General features: G+C 64.5%; 13 protein-coding genes and 1 pseudogene. 9 read left to right on the top strand and 5 right to left on the bottom strand.

Features of this window, described 5'->3' with window-relative positions; translation table 11 throughout:
* Positions 1–33: 33 nt before the first annotated feature.
* Positions 34–807: a DUF2147 domain-containing protein gene (locus IVB47_RS05375; RefSeq protein WP_247401805.1), complete on the bottom strand. Its 774-nt coding sequence runs from the start codon at positions 805–807 to the stop codon at positions 34–36.
* 195 nt (positions 808–1,002) lie between these two features.
* Here IVB47_RS05375 and IVB47_RS05380 point away from each other — a divergent pair, with 195 nt between their 5' ends.
* The 7 genes from IVB47_RS05380 (at position 1,003) to IVB47_RS05410 (ending at position 9,058) form a co-directional block, all read left to right on the top strand.
* Entirely contained in the window at positions 1,003–1,851 is an 849-nt protein-coding gene (locus tag IVB47_RS05380; RefSeq protein WP_247430841.1) for a DUF2147 domain-containing protein, read from the top strand.
* A gap of 306 nt (positions 1,852–2,157) precedes the next feature.
* Positions 2,158–3,348, top strand: coding sequence for an extensin family protein (locus IVB47_RS05385; protein WP_247460272.1), 1,191 nt, complete (start codon positions 2,158–2,160; stop codon positions 3,346–3,348).
* Between the two features lie 320 nt (positions 3,349–3,668).
* Positions 3,669–4,967: a M20 family metallopeptidase gene (locus tag IVB47_RS05390; RefSeq protein WP_247460274.1), complete on the top strand. Its 1,299-nt coding sequence runs from the start codon at positions 3,669–3,671 to the stop codon at positions 4,965–4,967.
* Positions 4,964–5,803, top strand: a complete 840-nt coding sequence (locus IVB47_RS05395) for an ABC transporter permease subunit (protein ID WP_027570676.1) — start codon at positions 4,964–4,966, stop codon at positions 5,801–5,803. The genes IVB47_RS05390 and IVB47_RS05395 overlap by 4 nt, the downstream gene beginning before the upstream one ends.
* Before the next feature lie 29 nt (positions 5,804–5,832).
* Positions 5,833–6,840: an aliphatic sulfonate ABC transporter substrate-binding protein gene (locus IVB47_RS05400; RefSeq protein WP_247460276.1), complete on the top strand. Its 1,008-nt coding sequence runs from the start codon at positions 5,833–5,835 to the stop codon at positions 6,838–6,840.
* 62 nt (positions 6,841–6,902) lie between these two features.
* Complete coding sequence (locus tag IVB47_RS05405; protein WP_247460279.1) at positions 6,903–8,282, top strand: amidase family protein; 1,380 nt, start codon at positions 6,903–6,905, stop codon at positions 8,280–8,282.
* A 47-nt stretch (positions 8,283–8,329) separates the two neighbouring features.
* The gene (locus tag IVB47_RS05410; protein ID WP_027570679.1) at positions 8,330–9,058 is read left to right on the top strand and encodes a Crp/Fnr family transcriptional regulator; all 729 of its coding nucleotides are present in this window, start codon (positions 8,330–8,332) and stop codon (positions 9,056–9,058) included.
* A gap of 132 nt (positions 9,059–9,190) precedes the next feature.
* Here the strand turns inward: IVB47_RS05410 and IVB47_RS05415 are convergent, their stop codons facing one another.
* From IVB47_RS05415 to IVB47_RS05430, 4 genes are all read right to left on the bottom strand, one after another.
* Positions 9,191–9,568: a response regulator gene (locus IVB47_RS05415; protein ID WP_027570680.1), complete on the bottom strand. Its 378-nt coding sequence runs from the start codon at positions 9,566–9,568 to the stop codon at positions 9,191–9,193.
* Between the two features lie 15 nt (positions 9,569–9,583).
* On the bottom strand, positions 9,584–9,982 hold the full coding sequence (locus IVB47_RS05420; protein WP_247460554.1) for a response regulator: 399 nt from the start codon (positions 9,980–9,982) through the stop codon (positions 9,584–9,586).
* A 339-nt stretch (positions 9,983–10,321) separates the two neighbouring features.
* Positions 10,322–10,663 (bottom strand): DUF6665 family protein, encoded by a 342-nt coding sequence (locus tag IVB47_RS05425; RefSeq protein WP_247460281.1) that lies wholly within the window; start codon positions 10,661–10,663, stop codon positions 10,322–10,324.
* Between the two features lie 53 nt (positions 10,664–10,716).
* Complete coding sequence (locus IVB47_RS05430; RefSeq protein ID WP_247460282.1) at positions 10,717–11,352, bottom strand: TetR/AcrR family transcriptional regulator; 636 nt, start codon at positions 11,350–11,352, stop codon at positions 10,717–10,719.
* Between the two features lie 192 nt (positions 11,353–11,544).
* On the opposite strand from IVB47_RS05430, the gene IVB47_RS05435 reads away from it, so the two are divergent.
* Both IVB47_RS05435 and IVB47_RS05440 read left to right on the top strand, forming a co-directional pair.
* Positions 11,545–12,864, top strand: coding sequence for an HlyD family secretion protein (locus IVB47_RS05435; RefSeq protein WP_247460285.1), 1,320 nt, complete (start codon positions 11,545–11,547; stop codon positions 12,862–12,864).
* A gap of 25 nt (positions 12,865–12,889) precedes the next feature.
* A pseudogene (locus IVB47_RS05440) lies at positions 12,890–14,477 on the top strand (DHA2 family efflux MFS transporter permease subunit).
* The last annotated feature ends 30 nt before the right edge of the window (positions 14,478–14,507 follow it).

Below are 14,507 nucleotides of genomic sequence, written 5' to 3' on the forward strand. Positions count from 1 at the left end.
AATGTGCATGTGTTGGAGACGACACCTGCGGCGTCAGCTCACGCGCTTCCAGGTCTGGCCGCCGCAGAACATGCCGCCGAAGGCGCAGCCCTGCACACGCATTGCATTCGGGCCCTTCATCGCGATCGTCGAGTCGTAATTGCGGCCGGAGTCGGGATCGTGGATGCGCCCGCTCCACTTCGCGCCGTCGGGCTTCATGTTGATCAGGATGCGCTCATTGGTCTTCGCGGCGTAGCCGCAGAGATTGACGCCGCACTGTTCGACGCGGACATTGCCCTTGTTCTCTTCGGTGGCCCAGACGCCGATCGGCGTGTTGGCAACCGCAACAGGCGCGGCGGCGACCGGAGCCGGAGCGGGGGCCGGAGCAACCGCGACGGGCGCGGGCGCAGCAGCGGGCGCGGTCTGCGTCGTGGCGTCGTAGCCGGTGGACGGAGCAGCGGCAACCGTCGTGCTCGGTGCCGCGATAGCGGGCGCTGCCGGCGCGGTCGCCTGCACCGGGGCCTGCTGCACGGGCTGCTGCACCGGAGCCGGCGCCGGCTGCGCGGTCGTGGCCGGAGCCGGCGTGGTGTCGACGTCGTCGTCCTTGGAACTGGAGCCAAGGCCCTTGAGGTTGATGTTGTTCAGCTTGATCGGCTTGTCCGACAGGCCCGGCGCCACGATGGTCACGCAATTGAGCGAGGCGCAGTTGCGCGGCGTCTCGATGCGGATGTTCTGGCCTTCGATCTGGAACGAGATCGCATTGCCGGCATGCGCGGCGGCGGTGGACGCGAGGAAGAGAGCGGTGGCGGCGATGGTGAGCTTGTTCATGACAACCTCCAAAGAATGTGTGGGTCCCGATGGGACTGAAGTCGCGGGTGGATGAAGCGTGGTTCGACCCTACGCCGGGCTGGTCGGGCGTTCTGTGATAGACGTCACAACGGCTCTCCTCTGCTGGGTGAGGCAGCGCACATTCAGCCGCGATTCCATCTGTGTAACGTCGTCGCCATACAGAGGGAGGCGCCGATGATGCGGCTTGTGACTTCGCTTGGCACCTTGATCGCGCTGATGGCGATTGCGCCCGCAGCCGAGGCCGGATCCTACGCGTTCTCGATCGGCGGTCATCGATTCCAGGTCGAGTCGCCCAGGAATTGCCGATCGGCTTCCTGTGTCGCGGTTTCCTCCCATCGCAGCTTTCGGCCGGACGTCGATACGACACCGGCGCCGACGCCGGTGCTACCGCCGCCGCAGCCGCTCTATCCCGTGGCTCCGGTCAGGCCGGCGCCAGCCATTGCGGTCGCGCCTCCACCGGCGCCGGCGGCTCCTGTCCTTGCCTCGACGACGTCGCAGCCAGTTGTCCTGCCGCCGGCGCCAAGCTCCAATCCGCCACGGGTCGAGCTACCGCGGACGGATCCGCCGAAGACCGTCGCGCTCGATCCGCCGCGCATGGAGGCGCCGGTCGTTGCGCCGAGGCCGGTGCTCGAGCAGGCGGTGACGAGCCCTGAGCGCAGCGACGACGAACTCGCCTATTTGCCGCTCGGCGAATGGGAGAGCGCAGGCGCCAAGGGCACGGTTCGCATCGAACGCTGCGGACCGGCACTGTGCGGCTTCGCGCTGACGGAAGCATCGACCAGGGGCGAGAGCGTGCTCGTCAACATGAAACCGAAAACGCACGAGGTCTGGACCGGCAACATCTACAGTCGCTCCAGCGGCAGCACCTATTATGCGACGATGACGCTGAAGAACTCCGGCAAGCTCCACGTCGAAGCCTGCGCACTGGGCCATTTCTGGTGTTCCGGCAACGACTGGACGCGAGCCGAAGAGCGGCCGGAGAAGCTGATCACGACGTCGCGGCAGTGGAGCGCGCGGTCGTAAGGGACGCGTTCGATACCTCCGGCTGAAGCCGCTAGATCATGCCGAGCACGATGGCGCCGACAAAGGCCATGGCGAGGTACGCGGTGATAACGCTCAGTCTCCCGGCGAACGTCATGAGGTCGCTCCCGCTGCTCGCGCCGCCTTGCGCGAGGACGTCATGGTTAACAGAGTGTCTCTTTTCGGAAAAGTCAGCCTTGCTGTCGCTCGTCGGGGCAGGGGCCGCTGCTCGCGCGAGCTGACATGGTTAAAGAATACTGAAATCAACACGTTGAAGAGTCTTTAAGTAAATTCACCGAACGTGCGTGCATGACGCGCGGAGTTCGTTTGTATCTTGTCGGCTCCATCGTCCTTGTTTCGTTAGCGGGTTGCGGACGCGGCGTCTTCCAGGCCGAACGTGAACCGTGGCGGGCCGAGGCCGAAGCCGCATGCCTGAAATCAGGCGCGGTGAAAGAAGGGCCGGATCTCGTCCGCATCGACCCGATCTCCGGGCCGGGCATGTGCGGCGCCGAGTTTCCGCTCAAGGTCGCCGCCCTCGGCGAAGGCTCGAGCGGCTACGGCTTTGCCGATGAGGATTTGCGACCGCCCGGGAGCATCGGCAACCAGCCGCGCTGGCCGGTGACGCAGCCGCGATCGAATTACCCGCAGAGCCAGAACTATCCGCAACGCTCAAACTATCCCGAGAGCGCGGTGCGTCAGCCCTCCGGCTATGGCGCTTCCCCTGGTCCAATGCCTCTGAACGCGCCGGGCGTGGCGCAGCAGGAGGACGAGATCGACCTGCCGCCCGAGGGCACCGATGCCGCGGGTGCGTCGCGCTACATGAATTCGCCGAGCTATCCGGCGCGGCCGGCGCCGTACTCGCAGGCGCCCGCGCAGCAGCCGCCGCCGCGTCTTGGTCCGGCACGGGGCGATCCCGTCACCGCCGTCGGCCCAGTTGCGATCAAGCCGGTTGCGACGCTGGCCTGTCCGATCGTGTCCGAGCTCGACCGTTGGCTCGCCGACACCGTGCAGCCCTCGGCGATGCGCTGGTTCGGCACCCGCGTCGCGGAGATCAAGCAGATCTCCGCCTATTCCTGCCGCGGCATGAACGGTAATTCGCATGCCCATATTTCCGAGCACGCCTTCGGCAATGCGCTCGACATCGCCGCCTTCGTGCTCGCCGACGGCCGCCGCGTCACCGTGAAGGATGGCTGGCGCGGCATGCCGGAAGAGCAGGGATTCCTGCGCGACGTGCAGTCGGGCGCCTGCGTGCATTTCACCACGGTGCTGGCGCCGGGCTCGAACGTCTATCATTACGATCACATCCACGTCGATCTGATGCGCCGCGCCAGCCGCCGCCTGATCTGCCAGCCCGCCGCCGTCTCCGGCGAAGAGGTTGCCGCGCGAGCGGGCGGGCGCAATCCCTATGCGAATGCACGCGATCCCTCCGTGACCGGCTCGCTGGGGACGCGCAAGAGCATGGCGCGAAAACACGAAGAGGACGAGTACGCCGATGATTGAGGATTGCGCGTGATCCGTAGCCTGGATGGAGCGAAGCGCAATCCGGGGAAGGTGTTCCCGCATTCCGCTTCCCTCCATGCGGGCTACGACCCCACGCCGGCCGGCCTCGCGCTGACCTCAGCCTGTTCAGCCGGCGTCGCGTCTTCGGCAGAGCGCGTCTCGAGCGCAAAAATTTGCGCATGCGAAAATCTCTCCTAAGCCATTGAAGTCAGGAAGACAATTCTGCCGCCGCGGGGTTTTCCAGCAGTTGGCACGGTCGCTGCAATGAGGAGGCTGCCACGAAGCGGCGCTGCCGGCGCCGTGAGCCAGCGGATCCCGTCATGCAGATGCCTGTCAGCCCTCCTTATTCGGATCTCGAACAGCGCGTGCTGTCGCGCATCACGGAGGAGCGCTGGCTTGAGCTCGCGTCCGAGCTGATCCGCACCGGCCAGCCCCGTTCCGGCAATCCGCTGGATCCCGATTTGCCGCCTGCCGAGGAAGAGGCGATCTCGATGCTGGTCGCGGGCAAGCTCGAAGCGCTCGGCATGGAGGTCACCAAGCACAGCGCGCAGCCGCACCGGCCGAACGTGCTCGGCGTGCTCAAGGGGCGGGACGGCGCCCCCTCGCTCATTCTCAACGATCACCTCGACACCTATCCGGCCGTCGAGCCCGAGAAATGGCACATGACGGATTTCGATCCGTTCAAGGCGACGCGCCACGGCGATCTGCTCTATGCGCGCGGCACGTCCGACACGCGCGGAAATCTCGCTGCATCGCTGCTCGCAGTGCAGGCCTTGACCGAAGCGGGTGTGAAGTTCGATGGCACCTTGATGTGCTGCTACACCGTCGATGAGGAGCGGAACGGCACCGAGGGCTCCATCTACATGTTGAACAAGGTTGGCCTGACCGCCGACTACGAGATCACCGCCGAGCCGACCGCCTGGGGCGACGTCAACAAGGACTGGGGCATGAACCTGTCGGTGGCCAATTCCGGCCACTGCCTGATCGAGCTTACCGTTCACGGGATCAAGTCGCACATCTGGCGACCGGACATCAGCGTCAACGCCATCATGGAAGCGGCAAAGCTGTTGCCGAAACTGAAGGACATGGCGTTCACGCATATCCCCAGCAAGTTCATGGGACATACGCCGCCCTGCTGCGCCGTGGTGCGCATTCGGTCCGGCCTGCCTGGCGAGATGCAGTTTTCGCCGGATGCCTGCACAATCACACTCGCCGTGGTCGGCATCGTGCCCGGCATGACGCTGTCGAGCGTGATTGCGGACATCGAGCGTCTCGGACGGGACACTTTTGCCGGCGTGAACGACGTCAAGGTGGAGGTGCGCCAGGTGCCCGGCTCGCTGTTCGTCAACGCGACCGAACCGGTGCCGGTCGAGGAGGAGCCCTGCCGCTCCCTGCGCGCGGTTTACCGGCGTCTGATGGGCCGCGAGCCCGGGGTCAACCGCAAGAACGCCTTCAATGACACGATCCGCTTCCGCGAAGCCGGAATCAATGCGGTGACGTTCGGTCCCGGAGAAGACGGCTGGGCCGTCGACAACGAGAACATCTCGATCACCAAGTCGGTGATGGCGACGCGGATCTACGCGCTGACCATCATGCAGATCCTGGGAGTGCGGACATGAGCGTCGAGGCGACCCACATGACGATTCCAATCTCGCCGGATCGCACGCGACGCGGCAGCTTGCGGCTGCGGCTTCCGAAGGTCTCGCGATCGGTGCTGCTCTCGACGTTGACCGTCGCCGTGCTGCTGGCCGGCTGGGCCATTGTCACGGAGAGAGGCTGGGCCAACGAGCTGTTCCTGCCGAAGCCGCAGGCGGTTTGGGCCGCGTTCGTCAAGACGATGACGAAGGGATATCAGGGCGCGACCCTGCTTCAGCATCTCGGCGCAAGCCTCTATCGCATCCTCACCGCCTTCACGCTGGCCTGCTTGATCGGCATTCCGCTCGGTGTCCTCATGGGCGTGTCGCGCAACGCACGCGCGCTGCTCAATCCGTTGATCGAGTTCTACCGGCCATTGCCGCCGCTCGGACTTTATACGCTGCTGGTGATGTGGCTCGGCATCGGTGAGAGCTCGAAGCTGTCGCTGCTGTTTCTTGCCGGTCTTCCGGGCATCGTCATCTCGACGATCCAGGCCGTCACCAGCGTGGACCCGGTCTACGTGCGCGCCGCCCAGTCGCTCGGCGCGACCCGGCGACACCTGCTGTTTCACGTCTATTTGCCGGCGGCGGGACCGCTGATTCTGGCCGGCATGCGCATCTCGCTCGGATTCACCTACACCGTTCTCGTCGCCGCCGAAATCGTCGCGGCATCCGCCGGCATCGGCTGGATGATCTGGGACGCCGCAAAATTCCTGCTGTCCGACGTCGTGATCATGGGGCTGATCGTGCTCGGTCTCACCGGCGTCGTGCTCGACCTCATGATGCGCGGCATCGCGAAACTGTTGATGCCGTGGGCCTGAATCCAATTCTGATCGTAGGGGAGACCTCCATGAAGAGACTGATTGCGACGCTCGCGGTTACCACGTTGGCGCTCACGGGTGCAGTCCGCGCCGAGGACAAGCCGGCGAAGGTGACCGTCGGCTATCTGAACCTCGTCAACGCGCAGCTGGTCACCAAGCATCTTGGCCTGCTCGCCAAGGAGATGCCGGGCGTCGACATCAAATACGTCAAGATCGGCGGCGGTGGCGACATGCTGCGCGCGATCGCTGGCAACGACGTCGATTTCGGCGGCCTCGGCAACCCGCCGACCGCGATCGGCGCGACGCGCGCCCTGCCGATCAAAGGCATCCTGGTGATCAACATGCTCGACTACGTCGAGTCGATGGTGGTTCGCGCCGACAAGAACATCACCTCGCTCAAGGACCTCAAGGGCAAGACCGTGGCGGCGCCGTTCGGCTCAACGACGCACTACCTCCTGCTCCAGGCGCTCAAGGACGAGGGTGTCGATCCCGCCTCGATGAAGATCCTGGACCTGGCGCCGTCGGACATCGCGGCGGCCTGGCTTCGCGGCGACATCGACGCGGCCTGGTTCTGGGAGCCGAATCTCGGCAAGGCTGTGAAGAACGGCGGCAAGATCCTCGTCACCTCGGGCGAGATGGCCAAGCGCGGCTACCCGACCTGGGACATCGGCGTCGTCATGAACGCGTTCGCGGAGAAGTATCCGTCCTACGTCGACAAGTTCATCAAGGCCGAATGCGAAGGCATCGACTTCTGGCTGAAGAACCCGGAGAAGACCGCCGAAATCATCGCGGAAGAGCTTTCGCTGCCCATCGAGGACGCGCAGCGAATGATGAAGGGCACCGGGATGATCCCCTGCAACACGCAGCTCACGGAGGAGTATCTCGGCACATCCGCGAAAAAGGGGAAGTTCGTCGACACGCTGATCTCGACCGCCGATTTCCTGGTGAAGCAGGAGCGCCTGCCGAAGCTGCTGCCGCGCGCCGACTTCGAAGCCTTCATCCAGCCCGCCTATCTGGAGAAGGTGATCGGCCGCTAAGATCGGTGCCGGCGGGTCTGCCTCGCCGGCACATTGCCAATTCCCGCAAGCACGTGACCGACATGAATCTCGCACCTGGCCATCTCCGTGCCGCCTATCGCAGCGGTGAGCTCAAGCCGTCCGATGTCGCCGCGCATGTATTGTCGCGCCTTGACGACGCCGACCAGAGCGGCGTCTGGATCTCGACGGCAAATCCAGACGGCGTCATGGCGAAGGCCCGCGCGCTTGATGCGCGCATTGGCGAGATCGGCGAGCTGCCGCTCTACGGTCTCGTGTTCTCGGTCAAGGATTGTATCGACGTCGCCGGCGAGCAGACCACCTCGGCCTGCCCGGAATTCGCCTACACTGCGAAAGACACCAGCCCGGTCGTCGCCGACGCCATCGCCGCCGGCGCGATCTATCTCGGCAAAACCAATATGGATCAGTTCGCGACCGGCCTCGTCGGCGTGCGCTCGCCCTATGGCATCGCCCGCAACCCGCACAACCCCGACTACATCCCCGGCGGCTCGAGCTCGGGCGCCGCGGTGTCGGTCGCGACGGGCACCTCGTCCTTTGCGTTCGGCACCGATACTGGCGGATCGGGCAGGGTGCCGGCGTCCTATTGTGGCGTGACCGGCTTCAAGCCGGCGCCCGGCGCCTTCAGTCAGCGCGGCATGGTCTACGCGTGCCGTAGTTTTGATACCATCTCGCTCTATACGCGCGACCCCCGCGATGGCCACGAGATCTATCGCGTGTTGGCGCGGTGCGATGCCGGGGACTGCTTTTCACCGGAAGCTTTCGCCGGATGGACGGAGCAGGCTCCTCCAGCGCGGCCGCTCAACATCGCAACGCCGCGTCCGGATCAGCTCAGGTTCTTCGGCAATGCGGAGACGGAGGCGCTGTTCGGCGATGGGCTGCGCAAGCTGCGGCAACTCGATCTGTCGGTGGCGTCGGTCGATTTCTCGCCGTTCATTTCGGTCAACGATCTGATGTTCTTCGGACCCTTCCTCGCCGAACGGGACGTCTCGGTCGGCGCATTCCTCGACGCCAACCCGGACGCGGGCGTGAAGATCGTGCGCGACCTCGTCATCGGCAGCCGGAAGTTCACGGCGGCCGACGCCTATCGCGCGCTCTACAAGGTCAAGGAGGTCCAGCGGTCGCTGCGCGATTTCTGGCAAGTTCACGACGCGCTGGTCGTGCCGACGGTCGGCACCGTGCTGAGCATCGACGACGTCGCGCGCGATCCGCTGACGGCCAACTTCAACAACGGCTATTACACCAACTACGCAAACCCGCTGGGCCTGGCCGCCATCGCCGTTCCGAACGCCGTCACCGCAGCCGGCGTGCCCTATGGCGTCACGTTCCTGGCGCCGGCTGGCCGGGAGCGTCTGCTCACCGATCTGGCCTGCGCTTTCGTGGAGGCTTCAGTCGGGCCCGACCATCTGCGCCGCGTTGCAATCTGAGCGGAGACCTCCTAGCCTTCGAGCCGTCACTCGAAGGGAGACCGATCGTGGAGCGCAGCGATGCGCATGAGGTGGCCGATCCCGCTGAGCCGCGCGCCGAACTGTCACGGCCCGGGACCGGACGTTATGTGCTGAAGGCGTTGGACAAGCCCGATCTGGAGCTGGTGATGCGAACCGGCCGGCTCGCGACCTACCAGAACCGCGAATATCTGCTGCGGGAGGGCGAGCCCGCAAACGGCGTCCACATCATCCTGAACGGAATCGTCGAAAGCACCCATGCCGGCACGCAGGGGCGCGAATTGATGCTGTCGACCTGGGAGGCAGGCGACTTCGTCGGGGCGCCCTATATCCTCGGCGATCACCGCCACAGTTGGTCGGCCCGCGCGCTTGGGCGCGTCGAGGCACTGCATCTCGACCAGGACGCGGTCCGCCGGTTGATCGCGCAGTCGCCGTCGTTCGCAGTCGCGCTGATCGAGTGTCTCGGCTTCAAGGGCGAGACCTATTCGATGCTGGCGCAGACGCTGGCGGGACAGAAGGCGGCGGAACGGTTGGTGCTGCTGCTGGTCAAGCTGTGCGAGAACGCAGCCCAGGACGAGAGCGGCCCGATCTCGCTCGGCCGCATCACGCAGGCCAATCTCGCGCGCATGATCGGTGCGACGCGCCAGTCGATCAGCCTGATCCTCAGCCGCCTCCAGGACGACGGCATCATCTGGACTGGCCCGACCAAGATGGTCGTCAACGATCTCGCTGCGCTCAGGAAGCAGGTGGCGGACTAGGTGTGGTCTTATAAGGTCAGCCCACCGTTGCAAACGGAAGTCTTCCGCGTTGAGCATGATGGACGGCTTGTGACCCGTTGCGGACGATCGCAGCAATGCACATCGACTACGATACCAGGCCGAGGCAATCGGCTAGATCGGCCCAAGGTTTTTACTCGGCACTTGCGCCAGTGCGGCATCGATGGCGGTTTGCAACTCTGCCAGCAAGCAAGGCTTTCTCACGACCGGGGTGCCCCTGAAGGCATCAGGCACACCCGACGATCCGTAGCCGCTCACGAAGAAAAAGGGCTTGCCGCGTCCCGCAACTGCTGTGGCGATTGGCTCGATGGTGTCGCCGCCGAGATTGATGTCCAGGATCGCGAGATCGAACTCGGCATCCGTCGCAAGAACGGCACCCTTGGTGACGTTTCCCGCTTCTGCAACAACTGAATGACCCGCTTCCTCGATCATCTCGACCAGCATCATTCGGATGAGCGCTTCATCTTCGATGAGGAGGACTGATGCAGACACGGATCTCGCCGTTTCTCAGGCGGGACCCGTCTGCTGCGAGGCCGCGTTCAGGAGCTGGGAAACAGCCGAAACGACTTGCGCGGGCGCAAATGGTTTCTGAAGCAGAATGCTGTTCGGTACACCGAAGATGGGCCATTTATCGGCCGCGCCGCCGGTCATGTAAACCACGGGAAAATGCGGGTCGATCTCACGGGCGGCCCTTGCGACCTCCCAGCCGTCGAGGCGCCCCAGCAGATTGACGTCAGTGACGAGCGCCCGGTAGGGCTGACCACCCTTCAGGAGCGTGACGGCTTCCTCGCCCGTCTTCACGGTCGCGATCTGAAAGCCTCCCTCCGAGAGAGCGTCTTCGACGATGAGCTGGAGCGCATCCTCGTCTTCGATCAACAGAATGGTTGGAAGTTCCGCCGTATTCACATCTTCCCCCCTGCGCCCAACGTTACAAAGTGCACATAAGGTTCTTTGTTCCATCGGTGGAACGAACAAAGCGAAGCAGTTCAAGCTACGCCGGGCACTTAGAGACCAGTACGTGCCATTCCTCCCGCGGCGCCAATTCCTCTTCAAAATTAATGGAGGAACATTCCTGCCGTTGCCAAGTTTTCCCGATACCCTTCCCCAAGGGTGACCCCAATGGCCCCAGCTCAATGCCCCCCGCGAGCTGGGGCCTCTTTTTCCCTGACGATTGAGCTGACATCGGGAAGCACAACCGCTTCTTGTCAAAGGAGTGCAGGCCCGAGCGCCGGGCGCCGTAGCAAATCATTTTCGGGCCGACTTCGACGGTGCTGGGACCAGCCCCATACACAGCTGCACCTCGGCCGGGACATTGTAGGTCCGCATGATGTGGCGGCTGTCGCGCAAGCCGGATGCCTCACGCTGCACCACGAACATCCAGAGCGCGTGACCGGCTTCCATCACCAGCTTGCGCCTTGCCGGTTGCATCGAGTCCGGCACTTCCGAGCTTGCGTGAGCGGCGTCGAACTCGCGCAAGCGAGCGAGCGCCTGTTCGAGCGTGCGGCCCATTCGTCCAAGCGCGGAGGCCTGTTCCTGGACGATCTCGTAATGGAGGATATCGACGGGCGGGCGGAGATCACGGGACATGAGCCTAAATATAACGCTCCCGGAACGGCCTGCAACGCAGGCCCGGCTTGGCGCTACTTCGCCCGATAAGCCGCCAGGAACATCCGCGTCGCGCTGTCGACGACCTCGCTCATGCGCTCTTCCGACGGTGCGGGCGCGGCCTGGAACACGAACGGCAGGAAGAGCGAGGCCTTGCACAGTTCCATGAACTGCGACGCCGCCAGATCGCAATCGTCGATCGCGAGATCGCCGGAGGCGACATGGGTGTTGAGATAGTCGGAGAGGCGGTTGATGGATTTGTCCAGCACGCGCGCATAATAGCGGCGGCCGAGATCGGGCATGCGCTCGGCGATCGCCATCACGGTACGGATCGCCGATCCGCCGCCGGGCCGGCACAGCAAACGGTTGTAGGCCCGGCCGAAATCCTTCAGCGTGGTTTCAACATCGCGTGCCGGATCGAAATTGAACGCGACCTGCCCATGCTGGAGCGCCTCCTGCTCGAGAATGGCTTCGAACAGCGCGCATTTGTCGGCGAAGTAGACGTAAAGCGTGCCTTTGGAGACCTGCGCCGCGCGGGCGATCTCGCCCATGCTGGCACCGTCAAACCCGAGATCCATGAACACCTTGCGGGCCCCGTCCAGGATCTGGCGGCGTTTGGAGCTGTCCTCCTCTTGGATGACGTGCAGATGTTCGCGGCCGGTTACAACCATTGGTTCAGGGTCTCGGAAAGTTTTTGCTTCGGTCGAGGGTCATGAAACCGAAATAAAGGATTCGGGCCAGTAGGGTCTGTCCGGTATTATCTATATTGACCGAACCGTTCGGTCAATGATATTTGGGATCGGCGAGAGGGACTCGGCCGCACGGCGGCCGTCCCTCATTGCGCTTTTTTGGGGGAGGCCTCCATGGCCGTAGTGAGAGATCAGGCTGCGCGCGTCCTTCGCCCGGACGCCGCGGAGACGCCGACGCCCGCGGGTGGTGACGCTGCCACCGAGACGTCTGTAGCTCTCGCCGAGCAGTTGCGCTCTCATGTGGCCGAGGAAACCAAGCGCCGCCCCAGCGAGGCGCCGGAGACGCCCGTGACCGACAAGCCGGCCGCAGCCCCCGACGCGCCCGCCGCCGCCGGCGCGCCGAAGTCCGGCAAGCGCAAGTTCGTGATGATGGGAGTAGGGCTGGTGCTGGCGCTCGCGGCCGCGAGCTATGCCGGCTATTACACGCTGGTCGGCCGCTTCTACGTCGCGACCGACGACGCCTATGTCCGCGCCAATAACACCATGCTGGGCGCGCGCGTTGCCGGCCACGTCTCCTCGATCCTCGCCGGCGACAACACGACGGTCCGCGCCGGTGACATCGTCTTCCGCATCGACGACGGCGACTACAAGATCGCGGTCGACGCCGCCGCGACCAGGATCGCGACCCAGCAGGCCACCATCGATCGCATCGGCCGCCAAGTCGCGGCGCTCGACAGCCAGGTCGCACAAGCCAAGGCGCAGCTCGTCTCCGCCGAAGCCGGCCTCAAGCGCGCCGACCTCGATTATGAGCGCCAGCAAGCGCTGAGCAACAAGGGGTTTGCCTCGCGCGCCACCTTCGAGAGCTCCGAAGCCGGACGCGACCAGGGCGCCGCCGCGGTCAAGGCTGCGCAAGCCGCCTACGGCGTCGCACTCAGCAATGTCGACGTCGCCAAGGCGCAGCAGGCCGAAGCGCAGGCGCAGCTCGCCGAGCTCAAGACCACGCTGGCCAAGGCCGAGCGCGATCTCGCCTTCACCGCGGTGCGCGCGCCGGTCGACGGCACGTTCTCGAACCGCCTCGTCAGCGCCGGCGACTTCGTCGCGGTGGGCCAGCGGCTCGGCAACGTCGTGCCGCTCGACAACGTCTATATCGACGCCAATTTCAAGGAGACCCAGCTCAAGCGCATCCGCCCCGGCCAGCCGGTGACGATCAAGGTCGACGCCTACGGCATGCGCAAGTTCTCCGGTGTCGTCGACAGCATCGCGGCGGGGTCGGGCTCGGTGTTCACGCTGCTGCCGCCTGACAACGCCACCGGCAACTTCACCAAGATCGTGCAGCGCGTGCCGGTCCGCATCCGCGTGCCGAAGTCGGTCGCAAAGCAAAACCTGCTCCGCGCCGGCATGTCGGTCACTGCGACCGTCGACACCAACAAGGGCGCGGCCGACGCCGACAGCGAGGTCGATCTCGACGACGCCACCATGATCCATCCGCAGTAGCGCGCCTGCGCCGCGAGGTCAGACCATGGCGAACGCCACGATCGCTTCACCTGCCATGATGGCGGACCCCGCTTCGGAGCGCATCGCGCCGAAGCGGGCTGTTCGCTTTCATCATCATGGTGTTCGGAATGTTCATGTCGATCCTGGACATCCAGATCGTCTCGGCGTCCCTGAGTGAAATCCAGGCCGGCCTGTCGGCAAGCTCCAGTGAAGTCTCCTGGGTCCAGACCGCCTATCTGATCGCCGAAGTGATCGCGATTCCGCTGTCGGGATTCTTGTCGCGCGCCTTCGGCACGCGGCTGTTGTTTGCGATCTCGGCGGCCGGCTTTACCGCATCGAGCCTGCTCTGCGGCTTCGCCACCACCATCGAGGAGATGATCCTCTGGCGCGCGCTGCAAGGTTTTCTCGGCGCCGGCATGATCCCGACGGTGTTCGCTTCGGCCTACACCGTCTTCCCACGCACCAAATTCCACATCGTCGGTCCCATCATCGGGCTCGTCGCGACGCTGGCTCCGACCATCGGGCCGACCGTCGGCGGCTACATCACCGACCTGATGTCCTGGAACTGGCTGTTCTTCATCAACATCGTGCCCGGCATCGGGATCACCATCGGTGTGCTGGCGCTGGTCGATTTCGACGAGCCGCATTTCGAATTGCTCGATCGCTTCGACTGGTGGGGGCTGCTGTTCATGGCCGGCTTCCTCGGCACGCTGGAATACGTGCTGGAGGAAGGCCCGCAATATGAATGGATGCAGGACCCCTCGGTCGCGATCTGCGCCTGGATCTGCGGCATCTCCGCGATTGCCTTCTTCTGGCGCGTCTTCACGGCGGCCGAGCCGATCGTCAATCTACGCACCTTTTCCAACCGCAATTTTGCGATCGGCTGCGTCCTTCAGTTCTGCATCGGCATCGGCCTCTACGGCCTCACCTACATCTATCCGCGCTATCTCGCCGAAGTGCGCGGCTATAGCGCGCTGATGATCGGCGAGACCATGTTCGTCTCGGGCATCACCATGTTCCTGGTCGCGCCGGTGGTCGGCCGTCTCATGGCGAAGTACGACATGCGCTACATGATCGCGTTCGGGCTCGTCGTGTTCGCGCTCGGCTCCTACCAGATGACCTGGATCACGCGCGACTACGATTTCTACGAGCTGTTGATTCCGCAGATCCTGCGCGGCATCGGCATGATGTTCGCGATGGTGCCGACCAACAACATCGCGCTCGGCACGCTCGCACCTGACCGGGTGAAGAACGCCTCGGGCCTCTTCAACCTGATGCGCAATCTCGGCGGCGCGGTCGGTCTTGCCGTCATCAACACCGTGCTCAACGACCGCACGGACCTGCACATCACGCGCCTGCAGGAGCGCGTCACCTGGGGCAACGCGACCGCGACCGAAACCCTGACCATGTTCATGCAGAAGTTCCAGGGGCTCGGCGATTCCACGCTGATGGCGATGAAGCAGCTGTCGCAGCTCGTGCATCGCCAGGCCGTGGTGATGGGCTTCGGCGATGCCTTTTTCATCCTGACGCTGTTCTATCTCGGCCTCACCCTGCTCGTCACACTGTTGAAGAGGCCGGCCTCGCCGTTCGGCGCCAGCGGCGACGCGCACTAAGCCAGCCACTCATTCGGTGTCATCGCCCGG

The sequence above is a fragment of the Bradyrhizobium sp. 62 genome (genome assembly GCF_023073035.1).
GTDB lineage: Bacteria > Pseudomonadota > Alphaproteobacteria > Rhizobiales > Xanthobacteraceae > Bradyrhizobium.